This window comes from Kribbella rubisoli (assembly GCF_004217145.1).
Lineage (GTDB): Bacteria > Actinomycetota > Actinomycetes > Propionibacteriales > Kribbellaceae > Kribbella > Kribbella rubisoli.
In genome coordinates this window covers 206,175-225,997 of the sequence record NZ_SHKR01000019.1, presented here as the reverse complement: position 1 = coordinate 225,997, position 19,823 = coordinate 206,175, and the positions used below count along the sequence as shown (strand labels likewise).

The 19,823-nt window shown below is 68.5% G+C and carries 19 protein-coding genes; 13 read left to right on the top strand and 6 right to left on the bottom strand.

The window, feature by feature from the left end; genetic code table 11:
- Positions 1 to 141: 141 nt before the first annotated feature.
- The gene (locus EV645_RS41155) at positions 142 to 2,187 is read left to right on the top strand and encodes a hypothetical protein (RefSeq protein ID WP_130450683.1); all 2,046 of its coding nucleotides are present in this window, start codon (positions 142 to 144) and stop codon (positions 2,185 to 2,187) included.
- Between the two features lie 131 nt (positions 2,188 to 2,318).
- On the opposite strand, the gene EV645_RS41150 is transcribed toward EV645_RS41155, so the two are convergent.
- Positions 2,319 to 2,912 (bottom strand): hypothetical protein, encoded by a 594-nt coding sequence (locus EV645_RS41150; protein WP_130450681.1) that lies wholly within the window; start codon positions 2,910 to 2,912, stop codon positions 2,319 to 2,321.
- Between the two features lie 87 nt (positions 2,913 to 2,999).
- Between EV645_RS41150 and coaE the strand changes: the two genes are divergently transcribed.
- The 6 genes from coaE to uvrB all read left to right on the top strand — a co-directional run bounded on the left by coaE (position 3,000) and on the right by uvrB (position 9,934).
- A complete protein-coding gene (coaE, locus tag EV645_RS41145; protein WP_130450679.1) occupies positions 3,000 to 3,608 on the top strand; it encodes a dephospho-CoA kinase in 609 nt (202 codons plus the stop codon).
- Between the two features lie 205 nt (positions 3,609 to 3,813).
- A complete protein-coding gene (locus tag EV645_RS41140; RefSeq protein WP_242000983.1) occupies positions 3,814 to 4,935 on the top strand; it encodes a PrsW family glutamic-type intramembrane protease in 1,122 nt (373 codons plus the stop codon).
- A complete protein-coding gene (locus tag EV645_RS42500; RefSeq protein WP_198682184.1) occupies positions 4,932 to 5,930 on the top strand; it encodes a hypothetical protein in 999 nt (332 codons plus the stop codon). Before EV645_RS41140 ends, EV645_RS42500 begins: the two co-directional genes overlap by 4 nt.
- Positions 5,927 to 6,823, top strand: coding sequence for a hypothetical protein (locus EV645_RS41130; protein ID WP_130450675.1), 897 nt, complete (start codon positions 5,927 to 5,929; stop codon positions 6,821 to 6,823). Before EV645_RS42500 ends, EV645_RS41130 begins: the two co-directional genes overlap by 4 nt.
- 31 nt (positions 6,824 to 6,854) lie before the next feature.
- Positions 6,855 to 7,715, top strand: a complete 861-nt coding sequence (locus EV645_RS41125) for a hypothetical protein (RefSeq protein ID WP_242000982.1) — start codon at positions 6,855 to 6,857, stop codon at positions 7,713 to 7,715.
- 113 nt (positions 7,716 to 7,828) lie between these two features.
- Complete coding sequence (uvrB, locus tag EV645_RS41120; protein ID WP_130450673.1) at positions 7,829 to 9,934, top strand: excinuclease ABC subunit UvrB; 2,106 nt, start codon at positions 7,829 to 7,831, stop codon at positions 9,932 to 9,934.
- 26 nt (positions 9,935 to 9,960) lie between these two features.
- Here uvrB and EV645_RS41115 read toward each other — a convergent pair whose 3' ends face one another.
- Positions 9,961 to 10,848 (bottom strand): nitrilase-related carbon-nitrogen hydrolase, encoded by an 888-nt coding sequence (locus tag EV645_RS41115; RefSeq protein ID WP_130450671.1) that lies wholly within the window; start codon positions 10,846 to 10,848, stop codon positions 9,961 to 9,963.
- Between the two features lie 58 nt (positions 10,849 to 10,906).
- Here EV645_RS41115 and EV645_RS41110 point away from each other — a divergent pair, with 58 nt between their 5' ends.
- The 3 genes from EV645_RS41110 (at position 10,907) to EV645_RS41100 (ending at position 12,926) form a co-directional block, all read left to right on the top strand.
- A complete protein-coding gene (locus EV645_RS41110) occupies positions 10,907 to 11,275 on the top strand; it encodes a VOC family protein (RefSeq protein ID WP_130450669.1) in 369 nt (122 codons plus the stop codon).
- Between the two features lie 21 nt (positions 11,276 to 11,296).
- Positions 11,297 to 11,647: an MmcQ/YjbR family DNA-binding protein gene (locus tag EV645_RS41105; protein WP_130450667.1), complete on the top strand. Its 351-nt coding sequence runs from the start codon at positions 11,297 to 11,299 to the stop codon at positions 11,645 to 11,647.
- 250 nt (positions 11,648 to 11,897) lie between these two features.
- Complete coding sequence (locus EV645_RS41100; RefSeq protein WP_130450665.1) at positions 11,898 to 12,926, top strand: TerC family protein; 1,029 nt, start codon at positions 11,898 to 11,900, stop codon at positions 12,924 to 12,926.
- A gap of 103 nt (positions 12,927 to 13,029) precedes the next feature.
- Here EV645_RS41100 and EV645_RS41095 read toward each other — a convergent pair whose 3' ends face one another.
- Genes EV645_RS41095 through EV645_RS41085 form a run of 3 tightly spaced genes read right to left on the bottom strand, consistent with a single transcriptional unit; the run spans position 13,030 to position 15,778 of the window.
- Complete coding sequence (locus tag EV645_RS41095) at positions 13,030 to 13,896, bottom strand: C40 family peptidase (protein ID WP_130450663.1); 867 nt, start codon at positions 13,894 to 13,896, stop codon at positions 13,030 to 13,032.
- Complete coding sequence (locus tag EV645_RS41090) at positions 13,893 to 14,954, bottom strand: mandelate racemase/muconate lactonizing enzyme family protein (RefSeq protein ID WP_130450661.1); 1,062 nt, start codon at positions 14,952 to 14,954, stop codon at positions 13,893 to 13,895. Before EV645_RS41090 ends, EV645_RS41095 begins: the two co-directional genes overlap by 4 nt.
- Positions 14,951 to 15,778, bottom strand: a complete 828-nt coding sequence (locus EV645_RS41085) for a serine hydrolase (protein WP_130450659.1) — start codon at positions 15,776 to 15,778, stop codon at positions 14,951 to 14,953. The genes EV645_RS41090 and EV645_RS41085 overlap by 4 nt, the downstream gene beginning before the upstream one ends.
- A 42-nt stretch (positions 15,779 to 15,820) precedes the next feature.
- Here EV645_RS41085 and EV645_RS41080 point away from each other — a divergent pair, with 42 nt between their 5' ends.
- From EV645_RS41080 to EV645_RS41070, 3 genes are read left to right on the top strand one after another with little or no spacing between them, the layout of a single operon-like run.
- Positions 15,821 to 16,774 (top strand): cobalamin biosynthesis protein, encoded by a 954-nt coding sequence (locus EV645_RS41080; protein ID WP_242000981.1) that lies wholly within the window; start codon positions 15,821 to 15,823, stop codon positions 16,772 to 16,774.
- A gap of 26 nt (positions 16,775 to 16,800) precedes the next feature.
- Positions 16,801 to 17,445: a histidine phosphatase family protein gene (locus EV645_RS41075; protein ID WP_242000980.1), complete on the top strand. Its 645-nt coding sequence runs from the start codon at positions 16,801 to 16,803 to the stop codon at positions 17,443 to 17,445.
- Positions 17,436 to 18,404, top strand: a complete 969-nt coding sequence (locus EV645_RS41070) for a DUF3500 domain-containing protein (RefSeq protein ID WP_130450653.1) — start codon at positions 17,436 to 17,438, stop codon at positions 18,402 to 18,404. Before EV645_RS41075 ends, EV645_RS41070 begins: the two co-directional genes overlap by 10 nt.
- Positions 18,405 to 18,426: 22 nt before the next feature.
- Here EV645_RS41070 and EV645_RS41065 read toward each other — a convergent pair whose 3' ends face one another.
- Positions 18,427 to 19,701 carry a vanadium-dependent haloperoxidase gene (locus EV645_RS41065; RefSeq protein WP_130450651.1) on the bottom strand — a complete coding sequence of 425 codons (1,275 nt, stop codon included), beginning with the start codon at positions 19,699 to 19,701 and terminating at the stop codon, positions 18,427 to 18,429.
- Positions 19,702 to 19,823: the final 122 nt, after the last annotated feature.

The following is a 19,823-nucleotide window of genomic DNA, read 5'->3' as shown; positions in this document are numbered from 1 at the left end:
ACCCGGTCCTCGCGGAGTCCGCTGCCCTCGGCCGCAGACCCTGGCCGCGGCGGGGTCGCGCGCTCGTTCGTCTTGTAAATAAGGGGTTTCGTCGGTTCGACCGATTTGGCACGCCAGTCTCGAACAGGTAGAATCGAACACATGTTCGAGAAGGATCTGGATGAGCTCTCGACGGCCGACCTGCTCGAGTCGGCCGCCGAGCACCGCGCGATGGCCAACCGGGCCGACGCACGGCTGCTGCAGCACGCTCAGATCTATGCCGACCGGTTCCACCCGTCGGTCTGCGGCGTCCGGCCTGGTCGCCGCTCCGCCGATGGGCGTGAGCGGGCTGTGGTTTTGGGCGGTGAGGGCTGTCCGGAGATCGCGGAGTTCGCTGTCGCGGAGTTCGGTGTGATGCTCGGGATCTCGCCGATGGTGGCGGCCGGGCTGCTGGGTGAGGCGCTGGCGTTGCGGCACCGGTTCCCGTTCACCTGGGCCCGCGTCCAGTCCGGTGACGCCACCCCCTGGAAGGCCCGCCAACTCGCCTCGCTGTGTATGAAGCTGTCTGAGGAGGCCGCCCGCTATGTCGATCAGCGCGTCGCGCCGTTGATCGACTCGATCACGCCGTACCGGCTGGACAAGATCATCCAGGCCGCCAAATTCCACGCCGACCCCGACCTGGCCCGCGACGAGGCCGCCGAGGCCGCCCGTGAGCGGGGCGTGTTCGTCGGCCGCAGCGACAACCACGGCAACAAGACCATCTACGTGAAGGCTCCGGCCGGCGCGGTGATCCGCCACGACGCGACCATCGCCGCCATCGCCGAAGCCCTCAAAACCATCGGCGACACCCGCCACCTCCAACACCGCCGCGCCGACGCGATCGGCATCATCGCCGACCCCCGCTTCACCCAAGAACTCCTGTCCCAAGCCCGCAATCACCTCACCCCAACGACCACCTCCACAAACACCTCCACAGGCACCTCCACGGGCACCGCCGCCTCAACCGCCGCGACCTCTACCCCTGGCCGGCACTCGGCGAAGGCGAGCTCCGCAGCAGCGGGCCGGCCAGCGTCCGGCGGTACGCGGCCTGCAGTAGCAGGCCGGCCAGCGCCCGGCGGTACGCGGCCTGCAGCAGTAGACCCGCCAGCACCCGGCGGCACGCGACCTGCAGTAGCAGGCCCGCAGGCGCCCGGCGGTACGCGGCCCGCAGCAGTCGACCCGCAAGCAGGCGTCGGTGCGCGATCCGCAGCAGCGGGCTCGCAGGTAGGTGTCGGCGCGCGGTCGCCGGCTGCGGGTAGCGACGTGTTCGGTCTGCTCGATCGGGCGAACGACGCATCGTGTGTGTCGGCGGACCCGGCCCGCGGTGGTACTACGGTGCGCCCGGCGAGCCCGTCGTGCGAACGCGCGGATGGCGGTGACGCCTACCTGGCTGATCCGGTCGCTGAGCCGGTCGCTGACCCGGTCGAGCTGCGGGATCCGCCGTTAGCCGATGGCGCAGGGCCGTACGATCCCGATCCGCCCAGTGACCCGTTCGACAGCCGGCCGATCGAGTACATCCCCGGCCCGCGCAGCGAGCCCGACGACGGCGTGCCGATGGACACCGCCGCCCAGCGGGCGCTCGACGCGCGCCTCGCAGCCATCAAACAAGACGCCTACGCCAACCCCACGAGCCTCGCGGGCGCCGGCGGACAGGTGCGTCCTGGGCAGACCGAGGTCTTCGTGCACCTCACCGACCTCACGCTCTCGACCGGCAAAGGGGTACTGCGTGCCGAGGGGATCGGTCCGCTGCTGGCTGACCAGCTCACCGAACTCGTCGGCCATGCGCCGTACACCGTCAAGCCCGTGATCGACCTGAACGACGCCGTCAGCGTTGACGTGTACGAGATCCCGGCCCGGATCCGTGAACGCGTCCGGCTCAGCTACCCGGTCGAGCTGTTCCCGTACGGCACCCGCGAAACCCACCGCACCATCGACCTCGACCACATCGAGCCCTACGACCCGCACGGCCCGACCGGCCAGACCAGCACCCGCAACCTCGCACCGCTCAGCCGCTTCGGCCACCGGGTGAAGACCCACGCCCGCGGCTGGAACGTCCGCCGCATCGACCACAAGACCCTGGAATGGACCACACCCCACGGCTTCATGTTCGAGGTCGGTCCCACCGGGACGCACCGCCTGCCCAACCCCACACCCGACAGCCGGCCCTGAGCTACCTGGTAAACCCGACCGCGCACCTCGATGATTTCGTCGCGATCGAGCCCGCCCGGAGAACCCCCGGCCGACCATTCAAGCCAGCCACCACTCTAAATCTCCCTTCTTCTGTTTCTGCTCTGAGCTTTTCAGTCGTAGGGGCGGCGGATGCGGGGTTTGCCCAGGTCGGTGCCCCATTGGCCGCGGCCTTCGCCTTTGAGGCGCATCTTCAGCTCCATCACGTGGGCGCGGGCGCCGCTCGCGGAGAAGAAGCCGATGCGGTACGGCTCGTTCGGGGCGCCGGCTTCCCACGCCGGGATCTGCTGCTCGCCGTACCGGACCAGGCGGACCGGTGGGTCCTCGTCGGCCTGGATGCGAGCCGCGTCCTGCGCGCAGGCCGGTACCTTCCGGGTCCCGCCGCTGCGTGGTGTCCAGACGACGTCCCGCGCGGCCGGACCGTGCTGCGGGTTGAAGAAGCACGGCGTACGGCGTTCGGGCAGCGGATCGCCCGCGACCCGGGCGCGGACACACGCGAGCGAGTAGCGTCCCCCGGTCAGGGTGTCGACGATCGCACTGATCGCCTCCAACGAGCTCAGCCGGTCCACCAGCCGCTCGGCGGTCTCGTACGCGTCCAGAGCGGTTTGGTAGTCGTGCCGGGCCTCCGCGTCGAGCGCACTGCCCTCCAGCAGCTCACCGAGCCGGGTCAGCTCCTCCCCGAACTGAACGACGTCCTCCTCGGCCATCCTCCGGACGTGTCTCAGCTCCTGCCCGTCCGACCGCCGTCGCCACCACCCCATAAGCCATGCTAGGCCCGCCGATAGGGTGCTGGGGTGCTGAGAGTGGGACTGACTGGCGGGATCGGGGCCGGGAAGAGTGCGGTGTCGTCGCGGCTGGCTGAGCGGGGCGCGGTGGTGATCGACTCCGACGTACTGGCTCGGGAGGTGGTCGCACGGGGGACCGACGGGCTGGACGAGGTGGTCGCGGCGTTCGGTTCCGGCGTACTGACTGCTGACGGTGACCTGGACCGGCCGGCGCTCGGCAAGATCGTGTTCGGCGACGAGACCGCCCGGCGGAAGCTTGAGGCGATCGTCCATCCGCGGGTCCGGGCGCGCGCCGCCGAGATCGAGCACCAGGCGGCGGACGACGCGATCGTGGTGCACGACATCCCGCTCCTGGTGGAGACCGGGCAGGCCGGCCGGTTCGACGTGGTACTCGTGGTCGACGTACCGGTCGAGGTGCAAGTGGAGCGGCTGACGTCGCAGCGCGGGATGACTGACGCGGAAGCCAATCAGCGGATCGCCAGCCAGGCATCCCGGGAGGACCGGCTCGCGGCCGCGGATGTGGTGGTGGACAACGCCGGGAGTCCGGCGGATCTCGACCGCCGGGTCGACCAGGTGTGGGAACAACTCACAGGCCACGGTCCGGACACGAAAAGGTGACCCTCGCGCGGTAAATGATGAATCCGGGACCAGCTGTACAACAATCTGTCCCGGTCCGGCCCGGGGTGACTCCTGCAGGCCGGCCACCGACGGCGCGCCCTGCGCCGGCCCGGACGTCCGATGTAGGGAGGATGGCGTGGTGTGTCCGCGCTGCAGCTCTGACGTCCCCGAGGTCTCGCATTTCTGCCACCACTGTGGCAACGACATGCGTACCGGGGATGCCGAGCGCAAGAAGGCGTACGCCGCCAAACCCGATGAGCCGGTGGCGTCGTTCAAACTGGTCTCGACGATCATGCCCCAGGGGTCCGGCCAGCAGCCGTACACCTACAAGGTCGCGCTCGGCATCGCCCTGCTGCTGACCGTGGTGACGGCCGCACTCGGTGCGTTGCCGGTGGCGATCATGATCGCGGCCTTCGCCATCCCGATCGTCTACATCATCTACTTGTACGACGTGAACCTCTGGGAGGACGAGCCGATCCCCGTGGTCGCCGCGGCCTTCGTGCTGACCGGCGTACTCGCGGCCGTCTTCACCTGGCTGTGGAAGGACAAGCTGGCGCTCTCGCTGGACACCATCGGCGGCAACAGTGCCGGTCCGTCCGGGCGGGACCTGCTGATCCTGCTCCTGCTGGTGCCGGTGGTGTCGGAGCTCATCCGGCAGATCGGCCCGCTCTACCTGGCCTCCCGGCCGCGGTACGACGACCTGATGGACGGCTTCACCTTCGGTGTGGTGGCCGGTGTCGGCTATGCCTGCTTCGAGACGCTGGTGCTGCACTGGGGCTGGATCAGCGGCGGCTTCGCCGGTCCGGGCAGCAGTGCCGGCACGTGGATCTCGATCGTGGTACTGCACGGCTTCATCAAGCCGCTGGTGTACGGCTCGGCGACCGGTCTGGCCGGTGCGGAGTTCTCCGGCCTCGGCGAGGGGTACGACGGGTTCACGCCCCGCTGGGTGGCCGGTCTGCTCCAGGCGATGGCGGTGAACGCGCTCTTCCAGGGCGGTGTCTACCTGCTCGGCTTCGTCGGCGGACACGGCTCGACGATCGGCTCGGTCCTCGGTGTGGTCTGGGGCCTGCTGCTGCTCGGCGCGCTGATCATCCGGGTGCGGACCGTGCTCCACAAGGGCTTGCTCGAGGCTGCACTCGAGTCGGCCGCGCGGGGCGGTTCCAACCACGCGTCGGGCGACCTGGCGTTCTGCTCGCGCTGTGAGATGCCGCTGCTCCCGCAGTCCGACTTCTGCTCCGCCTGTGGCAACTCGGTGCGATCCGTGCCGAAGTCCGCCCGCGGGGTATCCGCACCGACCGCCGCGACGACTGGGGAGACGCAGGCATGAGCAACCAGCAGCCGCCGTACGGCGGTGGCCAGGGCGGACAGCAGCCGTACGGCGGCCAGCCGGGCCAGCCGGGGCAACAGCCTGGGTATGGCCAGCAGCCGGGGTACGGGCAGCCGCCGCACGGGCAGCCTGGATATGGGCAGCAGCCGCCCCAGGCGCAGCCCGGCTACGGGCGTCCCCAGCAGGCGCCGTACCCGCCCCAGGGCCAGCCCCCTCAGCAGGGCCAGCCTCAGCAGCAGTACCCGCAGCAGCAACAGGGCTACCCCGGTCAGCAGCAGCAGTACCAGCAGGGGTACCCAGGCCAGCAGCCGCAGTACGGCGGCCAGCAGCAGTGGGGTCAGTACAACCAGCAGCCGCGCCGCAAAGGCGGTGGCAGCAAGACCCTCCTGATCGCGGGCGGTGCGTTCGCCGTGGTTGCCATCATCGGCGTCGTACTGGCGCTCGTCTTCCAGGGTGACGACAAGAAGGCCGACCCGAGCCCGACGCCGACCACACAGCCGACGACCGGCCAGAGCACCGAGCCGACGAACGTCGACGAGGGCATCGAGGTCTCCCAGGGCGTCTACGTCAAGCCGCAGCCGGGCTACATCCGCAAGAGCCTGGACGGGTTCGACGGCGTGTACCTGCTGAAGCAGGGTGAGGCGTACTTCATGGTCGACGCGTGGAAGGCCGCGGCCGACGAGACCACCGACACTGTGCTGCCGAAGCTGCTGAACGCCGAGACCAAGGACCTGTCCTCGGTGAAGACCGGCCAGCCGAAGGTGACCAAGCCGGGGCCGGACGACAAGACTCCGGTCAAGGTCGTCACCACGCAGAACTTCAGCGCGATCTCCAGCAGCCAGAACGGCAGCCTGCCGGTGGTCGGCTTCGTCGGCGTGATCGAGCGCAACGACGGCGTGATCACGATCGTCCGGGTGTACGGGCGCAAGGACAAGGTAGCGACGATCCAGACGGACTCGGACGCGATGTTGCTGTCGGTGGTCAAGAGTCAGTGAGCGGAAAACGCGACAAGGGTTCCAGCAGCAACCCCTGGGTCCCCAAGCCCGGGCCGGAGGCTGACGACACCGAGCCGGAGGAGCAGCTCCCGCCGTCGCCGTGGAACCTCGAGGTGCCACCACCACCGTCGCCCTGGGGCGACGGTGGTGCACCTGGTCCGGGACCAGGTCCCGGCCCCGGTCCGGCCACGCAGACGTCGTCGGCCTGGGGTGAGAACGTCGGGCCGCCATCACTGCGCCGTCCGGTGCCGGAGAAGAAGCGTGGCTTCCGGATCCCGCCGCTGCTGATCCCGGTCGGCGCCGGCCTGATCGTGGTCGCGCTGGTGGCAGTCGCGCTGGTGCTGCTGTCCGGGGGCGGTGACGACAAGGCCGATCCGACGCCCAGTACGCCGGTGGGTACGCCGACCGCGCCGAAGTCGTCGTACCAGCCGCCGCCGAACGCGATCCAGGTCGGATTCGGTGTCTCGATCGTCCCGGTGCAGGGGTGGTCGCTGTTCACCAAGGAGACGCAGGGCAAGCAGGTCGCGACGTACCCGCCGAACGACAACATCCACGCGCGCGCGTTCCTGTGGGTGCGGCAGAAGCAGAACGTCACCGCGAACGCGTACCTGCTGGGGATCGTCGAGGGCGAGACCGGGGAAGAGGTTGCGCAGCTCGGCAACGTACGGAACCTGCCGTGCCCGAAGGACGTCTTGGTGGAGTGCGTCGCGATCGACTACACCTCCACGGCCAAGGAGAACGGCCAGGACGTGCGGGTCCAGGGCTCGGTCGAGGTGTACCGGCGCAAGGACAACGTGGTCACCGCACTGGACTTCCGGACCCGGGTCGACTTCGCCCAGAAGGCCCTGGCGGACGCCGCGATCATGAAGAAATCCGTGATCGACAGCCTGTGACGAACCACCGGAACTACCGCGAGGAAACACTATGAGTCAGCAGTACGGTCCGCCCCCGGGCCCGCCGCCCGCACCTGCTCCCGCTCCTGGTGGTTGGGGTACTGCGCCGCAGGGCGGGCCGGGTACGGCGCCTGGCGGCTGGGGGCTGGCCGGGCCTGGTGGTGCTGGTGGTGCTGGTGGTGGGCGTCCTGGCGGTTGGGGACCGGGCCCGCAGCGGCCGCACCAACCGCCGAAGTCGAACAAGACGGCGTGGATCATCATGGCCGGTGCGATCGTCGCAGTGCTGCTGGTCGCGACCGGTGTGGTGCTGCTCGTGAACGGCGGCGGCAAGGACAAGCCGGTGAGTCAGCAGACGCCGGACCCGGTCGGCACGCTGTACACGCCGTCGCCGACTCCGACCCCGAACGACTCCAAGGGACCGAACGACGTCGGTGTCGAGGTCGGCTGGGGGATCTGGTTCACCCCGTCCAAGGGCTGGCTGAAGTCCCCGGACAAGACCTACGCCGGGCAGAACTGGATCCTGCAGCAGTTCAACGCTCGCGGCCTGATCGACGGGTACTACTGGGTCCGGCAGACCGAGCTGTACGACGCCAAGAGCTTCGCCGAACACCTCGTCGACATCGAGTCGGCCAGCTACCAGGGCGTGAAGATCGGCAAAACCGTGGCCTGCCGGATCCCGAACCCGAACATCACCGCCTGCTACGCGGTCCAGTACAACGGCACCTATGTGACCAAGACCGGCGCGAAGATCGCGATGAAGGGCTTCGTGACCGCCTACCAGGACAAGTTCAAACGAGTCACCGCCACCGACGCGGCCCTCGAGGCCCGCGTCTACGCCCGCCGGGTCAACGAACTCATCTACATGAACAACAGCGTCGTCAAAAGCTTCTGACCTGGGGTTTTCAGAAACTGTCGGTGAGGGCCGACGCCCCCAACCACCCGCCGAGCGGAGCGAGGCGGGTGTGTTTTTAGAAACTGTCGGAGCGGGGCCGTACGGTGGAGGGCATGAGACAGGTCTCGGATCTCCAGCGTATGGTCGCCCCGCTGAAGGTGGTGTCGGATTTCGATCCGGCGGGTGACCAGCCGGCCGCGATCGCGGACCTGGAACGGCGGATCAACGCCGGCGAGCAAGACGTCGTACTGCTGGGCGCAACCGGTACGGGTAAGACCGCGACGATCGCTTGGCTGGCTGAGAAGATCCAGCGCCCGATGCTGATCCTTCAGCCGAACAAGACGCTCGCCGCCCAGTTCGCGAACGAGTTGCGCCAGTTCTTCCCCGCCAACGCCGTCGAGTACTTCGTGTCGTACTACGACTACTACCAGCCCGAGGCGTATGTACCGCAGACGGACACCTACATCGAGAAGGACTCCTCGATCAACGAGGAGGTCGAGCGGCTCCGCCACTCCGCGACCTGGTCACTGCTGACCCGCCGCGACGTGGTCGTGGTCGCGACCGTGTCCTGCATCTACGGCCTGGGCTCCGCCGACGAGTACCTGAACCGCATGATCCACGTGAAGGTCGGCGCCGAGATGGACCGCGACGGCCTGCTCCGCAAGCTCGTCGGCGTGCAGTACGCGCGCAACGACCTGGCCGGCACCCGCGGCACGTTCCGGGTCCGCGGCGACACGCTCGAGGTCTTCCCGGTCTACCAGGAGCTCGCCGTCCGGGTGGAGTTCTTCGGCGACGAGATCGAGCGCGTGATGACGCTGCACCCGCTGACCGGCGAGGTCATCAGCGAGGAGGACGAGGTCTACATCGGCGCCGCCACGCACTACGTGACCGCGCCGGAGCGGATGGAACGCGCGATCACCTCGATCGAGGCCGAGCTGGAGGAGCGACTCGGCGAGCTCGAGCGCAACGGACAGCTGCTGGAAGCCCAGCGGCTCCGGATGCGGACGACGTACGACATCGAGATGATGCGCCAGATCGGGACCTGCTCGGGCATCGAGAACTACTCGCGGCACACCGACGGCCGCGAGGCCGGGACGGCGCCGCACTGCCTGCTCGACTACTTCCCCGAAGACTTCCTGCTGGTCATCGACGAGTCGCACGTGACCGTCCCGCAGATCGGCGGGATGTACGAGGGCGACATGTCCCGCAAGCGGACCCTGGTCGAGCACGGCTTCCGGCTGCCGTCCGCGATGGACAACCGGCCGCTGCGCTGGGAGGAGTTCCTCGAGCGGATCGGCCAGACCGTCTACCTGTCCGCGACCCCGGGGCAGTACGAGCAGGACAAGTCCGACGGGTTCGTCGAGCAGATCATCCGGCCGACCGGTCTGGTCGACCCCGAGGTGATCGTGAAGCCGACCAAGGGCCAGATCGACGACCTGATCCACGAGATCCGGCTCCGTGTCGAGCGGAACGAGCGGGTCCTGGTCACCACGCTGACCAAGAAGATGTCCGAGGACCTCACCGACTACCTGCTCGAGATGGGCATCCGGACGAGGTACCTGCACAGCGAGGTCGACACCCTCCGCCGGGTCGAGCTGCTGCGTGAACTACGGATGGGTGAGTACGACGTACTCGTCGGCATCAACCTGCTGCGTGAAGGCCTCGACCTGCCGGAGGTGTCGCTGGTTGCGATCCTCGACGCGGACAAGGAAGGCTTCCTGCGGTCGGGTCGTTCGCTGATCCAGACCATCGGCCGTGCCGCGCGAAACGTGTCCGGCCAGGTGTTCATGTACGCCGACAAGATCACCCCGTCGATGGAGCAGGCGATCGACGAGACCAACCGGCGCCGCGCGAAGCAGAACGCCTACAACGAGGCGAATGGCGTCGACCCGCAGCCGCTGCGGAAGAAGATCGCCGACATCACCGACATGCTGGCCCGCGAGGACGCCGACACCGCCGAGCTGCTGGGCTCCGGCCGCACGCAGTCCCGCGGCAAGGCCCCGGTCCCCGGTGGCGGCAAGGCGAAGGCCGGCGAGAAGGCGAAGGAGCTGGCCGGCGGCCTCCCGTCGTCGGACCTGGCCGACCTCATCCAGCAGCTCACCGACCAGATGCACAACGCCGCCGCCGAGCTCCAGTTCGAGGTCGCCGCCCGCTACCGCGACGAGATCTCCGAGCTGAAGAAGGAGCTCCGCCAGATGACCAACGCCGGCGCCAAGTAGCCCCGGACCGTCGTACGCCGGCTCTCTCAGCTCCGGCGTACGACGGTGTGGCGCGGCGTCTCGTCCACGGTCAGGGTGAAGATGTCCGGGCGCGCATAATGGCCGACTGAGTCGAAGTCGAAGTACCCGCGATCCAGCTCGGCCAGGTCGAGCTCCGCGAGCAGGACACCTTCCTCGGCGCGGAGCGGGCCGGCCAGGATCTCGCCCAGCGGGGAGATGATCGTGCTGCCGCCGTTGATGAGGACGGTGTCGCCGTCGGTCAGATACTGGTTGGCGCTGACGACGAAACACCTGCCTTCAAGGGCGATGTGTCGCATCGTCGCCTGCCACTGATCGCGATCGTCGACCGTGGGCGCGCACCAGATCTGCACACCCTTGGCGTACATGGACTGCCGGAAGAGCGGCATGTAGTTCTCCCAGCAGATCGCCGCCCCGAGGACGCCGACATCAGTCCGAACGGCAGGCATCGTCGACCCGTCGCCCTGCCCCCACAGGTACCGCTCCGCCGCGGTCGGCATCAGCTTCCGGTGATGCGCCACCAACCCGTCACGCGGGTCAACGAACACCGCTGTGCAGTAAAGCGTCCCGCCGTCGCGCTCGATCACACCAACGACCAGGTGCACCTCAAGCTCCGCCGCCAGCTCAGCAAGCCGGGCGATCTCCGGTCCATCGAGTTGTACGGCGGCCTCGCGGTACCGGCGGAACAGCTCCCGTCCCTCCGGCGATCGCGACCCCACGGTGATGCCGAAGTCGAACCCCTTCGGGTACCCGCCGAGGAACGCCTCCGGCAACACGATCAACCGAGCGCCTGCCGCGGCCGCCTGCCGGATGTACTGCTCTGCCTTCACGAGCGTCGCGGGTGTGTCGAAGAGCGTCGACCCCGCCTGGACCGCAGCGACCACAACAGAAGCCATGCCGAGCAGCGTACGACGGCGGTACTGTGCGGTGCTGGGTAATCAGGGGAGGACAGACATGCTTGATCATGTGTCGGTGCAGTGTGACGACCTCGGGGCTGCGCGGGAGTTCTATGAGACCGTCCTGGCGCCGCTCGGGATCACGGTGAGCATGGACTTCGGGGATGTGCTCGGGATGTCGGGGCCGGACGGCGTGCCGAAGTTCTGGCTCGGGAAGCAGACCACGGGTGGGACCCAGCGGGAGATCCACCTCGCGTTCTCGGCCGCGAACCGCTCGATCGTCGACACCGTGCATCGAGCCGTCCAGAAGCTTGGTGCGGAGGTGCTGCACGAGCCGAAGGAGTGGCCGGAGTACCACCCTGGGTACTACGCGGTGTTCATGCGCGACCCCGACGGCAACAACGTCGAGGTCGTCTCTCACAGCTGACGGAGGCCTGCGGTGGCGCGGATGAGCGGGGACGAGCTCCTCGAGTACTGCCTGGGAAAGCCCGGCGCGTGGCAGGACGAGCCGTGGGACGGCGACGTGGTCGCGAAGGTCGGCGACAAGATCTTCGCGTTCCTGGGCGGTGGCAGTGGGGTCGGCCTGAAGTGCGGCGCCAACCGGGAGGAGGCCGACGAGTTGGTCGACACCTACCCGGACGACGTCAGCAAGATGGCGTACATCGGCCGCTCCGGCTGGAACACGGTGCGGCTCGGGGGAGCGGTGCCCGACGACGAGATCTGCGAGCTGATCGACACGTCGTACGAGACGATCGTCGCGAAGCTGCCGAAGAGCAAGCGTCCGGCAGTCGGCAACTGATCACTCACTGCAACTATCTGCTGAACCGACTGTGATCATTTCGACGGGCCGACACGGTTCCGAGGATTTGGAGACTAGGACGTTCACCCGTCACAATGATGGTGGAGAAGGGGAGTATTCCTTCGCGGCGGCATCGTCATCACGGTCAAGGGCTTGTGCCCCGCGCCCGGTGCCCCGGCTGGACTCGCTGGCTGAGTGCAGCGGAAGAGACCTTCGGAGTCGATATTTCATCTGAGCTCCGGAGGATTCTGTGCACGTAGCTGACTACGTTTGGTACATCACCGTCGGCGTGCTGCTCGCGCTGCTGGCGTTCGACGTCTTCGTCATCGGCCGTCGCCCGCACGAGCCGAGCACCCGCGAGTCGGCGACCGCGATCGCGTTCTACGTCGGCCTCGCGGTGGTCTTCGGCCTCGGCGTCTGGTTCTTCTCCGGCGGGCAGTACGCCGGGGAGTTCTTCGCCGGCTGGCTCACCGAGTACAGCCTGAGCGTCGACAATCTGTTCATCTTCCTGATCATCATGAGCAGATTCGCCGTGCCCAGGAAGTACCAGCAGACCGCGCTGCTGGTCGGGATCATCCTGGCGCTGGTGTTCCGCGGCATCTTCATCGCGATCGGCGCCGCCGCGATCAACGAGTTCTCCTGGGTCTTCTACATCTTCGGCGCGTTCCTGGTCTACACCGCGATCCACCTGGCCAAGCAGGGTGAGAACGACGATGACGACTTCAAGGAGAACGCGGTCATCCGGTTCGCGAAGAAGAGGCTGAACGCCACTGACGAGTACAACGGCGTCAAGCTCACGCTGAAGAAGAACGGCAAGCGGCTCGTCACTCCGATGGCGATCGTGATCATTGCCCTCGGCACCACCGACCTGCTGTTCGCGCTCGACTCGATCCCGGCGATCTACGGCCTGACCCAGGAGCCGTTCCTGGTCTTCACCGCGAACGTCTTCGCGCTGATGGGTCTGCGGCAGCTGTACTTCCTGCTCGGCGACCTGCTCAAGCGCCTGGTGTACCTGTCGCTCGGTCTTTCGGTGGTGCTCGCGTTCATCGGCGTGAAGCTGGTCCTGCACGCGATGCACGTGAACGAGCTGCCGTTCATCAACGGCGGTCATCACATCGGGTGGGCGCCGGAGATCCCGATCTGGTTCTCCCTCGGCTTCATCATCGTGACGCTGGGCATCACCACGATCCTGAGCCTCCGCAAGTCCCGCACCCTCAAGTCGGAGGAGCCGGCCGAGGAGCCCGCGGAGCAGCCGGAACTGCACCACAAAGAGTCCTGAACAACATCCACCCCGCCCCTCGCTTCGCTCGGGGCGGGGTGGATGGACGGCGCCGTTCCGCGGTGGGTCGGGCGGCGCCTGTGGTTGGCGCGGGCGGTGGGGGTTAGAAGCGGGCTGCGGTGACCAGGGTTGCGCGGCGGTCGTCGGTCAGGGGGCCTTCTTCGAGGCGCTTGCCGGTTTCGGAGGCGTGGAGCATGCCGGTTGCGGAGACGAAGCCGACGTGGTGGACCTGTTTGCCGGGGCGGCCGAAGAAGTACAGGTCGCCGGGCTGGGCCTCGTCGATGGGGATGTTCGGCAGGGTGTCGGCCTGGTCGTGGGCGTCGCGGGGGGTCCGCATGCCGAGGACCCGGCTGACCGTGTGGATCAGTCCGGAGCAGTCGAGCCCGTGTGCCGACGTACCGCCCCACAGGTACTCGAGGCCGAGGAACAGCTCACCCAGCCGCAGGCGGTCCTCAGGTCCCGACGGCTCCAGCACGGACCGCAGTGCGTCGTCTGCGATCCAGCCGGACCCACCGTCGGGCGTTGCCACCCGCGTGTATCCGTCGGCGTGCTCCACCGACGACAGCACGGTCGCGAACGACAGCTCGGCCAGCAGGCGACCACCAGGCTCGGCCAGCAGCGATGCGGTCGGTACGTCGATCGCCACCGGGTCGGTCGCGCTCTGCGGCAGTTCACCCAGGTGACTCGACGGGATCCAGCCCGGGTACCCCAGCTCGTCCTGGGAGGACGGCTGCCACGGTGCGAGGATCTCGGACCAGCCGTCGCGTTCCGTGCGCACCAGCACCGGCTCGGCGAACAGCAGTTGGGTCAGGGTCCGGCCGTGCAGTCCCAGCCGGGTCTCAGTGTCCATCGACTTGGCCCAGGCGGCCACGTCGGGTTGTGCGGCGGTCGCCGGAGCGTCGATGTCACGCGGCGCGTCCGGCGCGGTCCAGACCGTGCTGATCGGGACCTTGGTAGCGGCTAACTTCATGCGGTCAAGCCTGTCACGCCGAGTCCAGGAGCAGAAGGCAGGTGGATCAGCGAGCCGTCGTACCGGATCCCGGTCACCGGCGCCTCGCGCAGCCACCAGGCGGCGTCCAGGTCGTTGACGGTTGTCGTCGGGTACGCCGACACCAGCGCGGCCGCTGCCCCGACGCCGACGTGGCTCTCCATCATGCAGCCGACGATCGCGCCCAGCCCGTGCTCGCGGGCCAGTTCGAGCAGCGTCCGCGCCGGTGCCAGCCCACCGCATTTCGCCAGCTTCACGTTCACCAGATCGGCCGCGCCCTGGCGGATCACGGCCACCAGATCGCGTACGCCGTACACGGACTCGTCGGCGAGGATCGGCGTACTGACCCGGTCCGTCACCCACGCCATCCCGTCGAGGTCGGCTGCGGCGACCGGTTGCTCGACCAGCTCGATCGCGCACCCGGCGTCCTCGAGCGCTCGGATCACCCTGACCGCGTCGCGGCGCGTCCAACCCTGGTTGGCATCCAGCCGCAACCGCGGCTCCGGCCCGATCGCCTCGCGGACTCGCCGGACCCGCTCGATGTCGCCGACCGCGTCCGTACCGACCTTGATCTTGAGTACGTCGAACCCGTCCGCGACCCGATCCCGCCCGGCGGTCGCCAGCGCCGCCGCATCACCGACCGACAACGTCACATCGGTCCGTACGAGGTCAACCGTCGACCCGAGGAACCCGTGCAGCGTCTGCCCGCGCCGCCGCGCCGCGAGGTCGTGCAGCGCGACGTCGACCGCGTCTTTAGCGCCGAAGTTGCCGACGGCCGCACCCTGCACCCGGCGCAGCGCCTCGGTCAGATCGTCCGGACCGAGCCCGTCCAGCGCGGTCGTGATCGGGCCTTCGATACACGCCTGCGACCCGGCGAGCGAGTCGCCGGTCACCTTCCACACCTGCGGCGCCTCGCCCCAGCCGCTCAGCTCGCCGTCACTCACCTCGACCAGGAGCGACTCGACGTGCGTCGCCGTACGCAACGCGGTGATGAACGGGGTGTGCAGCGGAGCAGACACCCGATGGGTCGTGATCTTCACCGCACCGCTCCGAGGTCGTGTCTGTTGTTCCACGCTTCCAGCGCGATCGCGGCGATCAACTTCTGCGCATCGGCATCCGGCAGGTCGGACGTAGTACACACCACCAGCACGAACGGATCCGCGTCGTCCGGCCGCACGATCCCGCCGTCATGCCGGATCCGCGTGTCCCAGCCGTTCTTGTGCTCGACCCGGGTCCCGGTCGGCAGCAGCGCCGGGATCTCGCCGTTCCACTGGTTGCCGGCCAGCAGGTCGCGCAGGTAGTCGCCGGAGGCACCTTTTTGGTTGCCCACCGCAACGAGTACGCCGGCGAGTCCGGCCGGGCTCATCAGGTTGCTGATGCCGGCCCGCTGGGCCGGACCGTCGTCGATGCCGCGCTGGATCTTCGATGCGGGGGAGGGCGAGCTGGGCAGGGTCGCTTCGCTCAGTACGGCGTGGGCCGCGGGGATCCCGACCTGTTCGAGCACGAGGTCGGTCGCCAGGTTGCTGGAGCGGGTGATCATCTCGGTCGCGAGCCAGCCGAGCGGCACCTCGGCGCCCAGCTTCTCCCAGGTTGCAGGCGCCTCGTCCTCGTCCGCATCCACGGCGAACCGGCCGCTGCCCGCCGACGCGAAGTCGTTGTGCACGGTCACCGGCTGGTCGAGCGCCAGCTCACCGGCCTCGACCTTGCGCATCATCGCGATCGCCACCGGCAGCTTCATCGTGCTGGCCGAGTAATGCGCCCGCTCCGCCTCGTGTTCGAACACCGGTACGCCGTCCAGCCGGCCGAGCCACACCCCGAACTCCCCGCTCCCGTCGACCCCCTGGAGCAGCTCCGCGATTCCCATGCCGTCACCCAATCACAACCCAAGACCTGTCAGACTGCTGAGGTGCGCTCCACGACCACCCACTCGGCTGCGTCGAGGGCGTTGGGGATTCTTCTCGGGTTTGTTGCTGACCGTGTGCTCGGCGACCCGCGGCGCTTCCACCCGGTTGCCGGCTTCGGCCAGACGGCCGCTCGCCTGGAGCGCCAGCTGTACGCCGACTCCCGCGCAGCCGGCGCCGTCCACACCACAATCCTCGTAGGAACCACCACAGTCCTCGGACTCGTGGTCGAGCGAATGACCCGCAACCATCCGATCCTCCACACCGCAGCCACCGCCGCCGCGACCTGGACCGTGCTCGGCGCACGCAGTCTCGAGCGCGAAGCCGAGGCGATGGCTGCGCTCCTCGAGGACAAGGACATCCCGGCCGCCCGCGACCGCCTGAGCCACCTGTGCGCCCGCGACGCCACCGACCTGGAGGCGGACGAGCTGGCCCGCGCAACGGTCGAGTCGATCGCCGAGAACACCTCGGACGCCTGCGTCGCGCCACTCATCTGGGGCGGAGTCCTCGGCATCCCCGGCCTCCTCGGTTACCGAGTGGCGAACACCTTGGACGCGATGGTCGGCTACCGGTCACCGAAGTACCAGAACTTCGGATGGGCGGCGGCGCGCTTGGACGACCTACTGAACCTGGTGCCGGCGCGGGTATGCGCGGTCCTCACCGGGCTCGCCGCCGGGCGGCCGCGCGAGGCGACAGCTGTCTGGAGGCGCGACGCAGTCAAGCATCCGAGCCCGAACGCCGGCCCCGTCGAGGCGTCCTTCGCCGGCGCACTCGATCTCACGCTCGGCGGGACCAACGACTACGGCAGCTACCAGGAAGACCGTGGCACGCTGGGGGACGGGCCTGCGCCGACAGTCGCCGACGTCCGGAGGACGGCCGCGCTGGCCCGCCGGGTCGGGGTGGCTGCGGCAGCCGTCGCCGCCATCACCGCCATCACGAAGGGAAAGCGATGGGGTTGAGTCATCGGCCGGCACGGATCGTTCTGATGCGGCACGGGGAGTCCGAGGCGAATCTGGACAAGACCGTCTACGAGCGGATCCCCGATCACGCCGTACCGCTGACACAGCACGGGCACGAGCAGGCGGTGAAGGCGGGTAAGGACCTGCGGGAGCTGTTCGAGAACGAGCCGGTTCGCGTGTACGTATCGCCGTACCTGCGGGCCCGGCAGACCCTCGACTCGCTCGGGCTGGACGACCTGATCGAGATGCCGCGCGAGGAGCCGCGGCTGCGCGAGCAGGACTGGGCCAACCTGCAGGACACCGCGGACATCGAGCGGCAGGAGAAGCTGCGGGACTCGTTCGGGCACTTCTTCTACCGGTTCACGCAGGGCGAGTCGGGTGCGGACGTTTACGACCGGGTGTCGACGTTCCTGGAGACGATGCACCGCGACTTCGAGAACCCGGACGCGCCGCGGAACGTGCTACTGGTCTCGCACGGGTTGACGATGCGGTTGTTCTGCACACGCTGGTTCCATTGGTCGGTCCGGTTCTTCGAGTCGCTGCGTAATCCTGGCAACGCGGAAACACGCGTCCTGCTGCGGCAACCCGATTTCCGGTACAAGCTGGATCGGCCGTTCGAGCAGTGGACGCCTTACGAACCGACGGAACGGGAGCGATCGGCATGGTTGTAGCGCAGACACGGGACGCGGTCCTCGAACTGCTGGCGAGCCTCACGCCGGCGCAGCTCGAGAAGATCCGCGCTCCGTTCGACACACCGGACCACCAGCAGTGGACGTATCTGCCCGGCGCGGTGCCCGGGCTCGCTTTGACCGAGCTCACGCCGACCCAGCAGAAGCTGGTCGAGCGACTGGTCGCGACCGGGTGCAGCGACCGGGGTGCGGCCGATATCTGGGCGGTCCTCGACGCGGAGGTCGTCGTACGCGGGCTGCCGGACCTGCCGCCGTCGGGGGAGTGGGAGGGCTCGATCGTCGGCGACCGGTACTTCCTCCGGGTGCTCGGCGACCCGAACGGGACCGACCCGTGGGCCTGGCGGCTGAACGGGCACCACCTCGCGCTGCACGTCACGCTCGTCGAGGGTGCGATCGCGTTCACCCCGCAGTTCATCGGGTCGAACCCGGCCGAGGTCCTCAGCGGTCCGAAGGCCGGGCGACGCTTCCTGGCCGCCGAACAGGACCTGGGCTTCCAGCTCCTCCACGCGCTCGAGCCGGGTCAGCTGACCACGGCCCTGGTCTCCGACGAAGCGCCCGACGACATCCTGACCCGCCACGACCCGGTCGCCGACGCGTCGCTGCTGCACCGCGGCCTGTCGTACGGCGACATGAACGAGGACCAGCGTCAGATCCTCAGCCTCCTCATCGGCCAGTACGTCGGACGCGCGGCCGGCCCGATCGGCCTGCAGACCTGGCAGGACATCACCGAGCACGGCATCGAGCAGTTGACGTTCGCATGGGCCGGAGAGACCGAGCCGGGTATCGGGCACCGCCACTACTACTCGATCGCCGGCCCGAGCTTCCTCGCCGAGTACGACAACACCCAGGACAACGCCAACCACATCCACTCGGTCTGGCGCGACCTCCGCAACGACTGGGGCAAGGACCTGCTCGCCGCGCACTACGCGATGCACCGCTGACGCAGCGCGCGGCGAGCAAAGCTCAGTGGTGGCGTGGCCGGAACTCGTGGCCGATCGTCCACGACGCGGTGCGGTGGCCGAGGCGGTTGGCGTCGGTCATCGCCTTCCGGAAGTGGAAGCCGAGCCAGATCCTGGCGTTCATGGTCTCCGCATCGAGGGCCGCCGCGCTGTCGAAGTGCCGGGACGCGGTTGACACCAAGGCGGGGATGTCCAGATCGAGCGACCTGGCGCCGAACAGGTAGCTGAAGGTTCCGCTTGCCGCTCCGGTGATGGATGCGTGGCCGCTGACGTAGTCCGGATAGGGCGGCGTCTGGAGCAGCGACATCCAGTTGGGGTCGGCCTGGGTGGCAGGGTTCCCGTCGGTGTCGGCCAGTCGTACGGCGGTGATCGGGCGCCAGTAGGCGTAGTCGTACTTGGCTCGCCAGCAGGCGATCAGCGCATCGGCCACGCTCGTACTGAGCAGGGCGAACGCGCGGGCACTGTCGACGATGTCCATTCCTCGTGCGGTGACCTGGCCTCGAAGCGCCGCTTGGTACTGCAGGACGGCGTTCGCGTTCCAGAAGACCGCGGTCTCGGTCTGTGCCAGGGTCCGGGCGGATCCGACCAGCGCACCCATCGCCTTCACCTCGGCGAAGTCCCGGGCGTAGGCCTTGGACGTGATCCGATCAGGGCCGGGCAGCCGGAACTGCGTCGGCGATCGGAGCGCGAGCGGTACGACGAATCCGAGCCACGGGGCGAGCATCGGCGCGAGGGCATCCGGGGTCGGGCGCCAGACTCCGGGCGCGGGCGTCACCGTCAGCTGGATGTTCGCACCCCTGCCGTCGTCGGCCCGCTCCTGGATCAGCGTCTGCGCCGCGTGCCTGCCGACCTCGGTTCCCCGTGTCTTCGCGCGACCGTCCGGGATAGCGCCGAGTGATGCGGTGTAGTCGGTGGCGAGGTTCGCGGCCGAGGCCGGGAAGTAGTACCGCAGCACCTCGTACGCCGCGGTCGCGGCCGCCGCCTCCGAGGACGCCTTCGCGCGGACCTTGGGCTGCTTCAGGTACGGCTGGTAGCGGCCTTCGATCGCCACCACCGCGTCGTACACGGCCAGCGACACGAAGCCGTAGTACAGGCTCCCGACCGGGACCGGGGAGGCGTTCTCCGCGTAGATCGTCCGGCCGGCGATGGTGTTCCACTGGATGATCACCGCCGGGCCTGCCCGGACGCCGCCGGCCTGGCTCGGCGCGGCGACCAGGGCAGGACTGATGAGGCCGGTGGTCAGTACGACGACCAGAAGTCTCCAGGCCTTCAAGCGCATGATTGTCTCCTTCAGCTCAGCTAGAACCGGCTCGGCCTGTGCTGAAGAAAGACGCTGTCGTGCGACGCCGGAGGGCGTCCGCAGTACAAACCCTGTGATTCCGCCCTATACCAATGCACCGC

Bases quoted from the DNA above. Each gene is read 5' to 3' on its own strand.
- EV645_RS41085 (WP_130450659.1), bottom strand. From the start codon at position 15,778: ATGGGAATCGCGGAGCTGCTCCAGGGGGTCGACGGGAGCGGGGAGTTC.
- EV645_RS42500 (WP_198682184.1), top strand. From the start codon at position 4,932: ATGAGCAACCAGCAGCCGCCGTACGGCGGTGGCCAGGGCGGACAGCAG.
- EV645_RS41150 (WP_130450681.1), bottom strand. From the start codon at position 2,912: ATGGCCGAGGAGGACGTCGTTCAGTTCGGGGAGGAGCTGACCCGGCTC.
- EV645_RS41070 (WP_130450653.1), top strand. From the start codon at position 17,436: ATGGTTGTAGCGCAGACACGGGACGCGGTCCTCGAACTGCTGGCGAGC.
- EV645_RS41140 (WP_242000983.1), top strand. From the start codon at position 3,814: ATGCGTACCGGGGATGCCGAGCGCAAGAAGGCGTACGCCGCCAAACCC.
- EV645_RS41125 (WP_242000982.1), top strand. From the start codon at position 6,855: ATGAGTCAGCAGTACGGTCCGCCCCCGGGCCCGCCGCCCGCACCTGCT.
- EV645_RS41105 (WP_130450667.1), top strand. From the start codon at position 11,297: ATGAGCGGGGACGAGCTCCTCGAGTACTGCCTGGGAAAGCCCGGCGCG.
- EV645_RS41110 (WP_130450669.1), top strand. From the start codon at position 10,907: ATGCTTGATCATGTGTCGGTGCAGTGTGACGACCTCGGGGCTGCGCGG.
- EV645_RS41115 (WP_130450671.1), bottom strand. From the start codon at position 10,848: ATGGCTTCTGTTGTGGTCGCTGCGGTCCAGGCGGGGTCGACGCTCTTC.
- EV645_RS41095 (WP_130450663.1), bottom strand. From the start codon at position 13,896: ATGAAGTTAGCCGCTACCAAGGTCCCGATCAGCACGGTCTGGACCGCG.
- EV645_RS41075 (WP_242000980.1), top strand. From the start codon at position 16,801: ATGCGGCACGGGGAGTCCGAGGCGAATCTGGACAAGACCGTCTACGAG.
- EV645_RS41065 (WP_130450651.1), bottom strand. From the start codon at position 19,701: ATGCGCTTGAAGGCCTGGAGACTTCTGGTCGTCGTACTGACCACCGGC.
- uvrB (WP_130450673.1), top strand. From the start codon at position 7,829: ATGAGACAGGTCTCGGATCTCCAGCGTATGGTCGCCCCGCTGAAGGTG.
- EV645_RS41155 (WP_130450683.1), top strand. From the start codon at position 142: ATGTTCGAGAAGGATCTGGATGAGCTCTCGACGGCCGACCTGCTCGAG.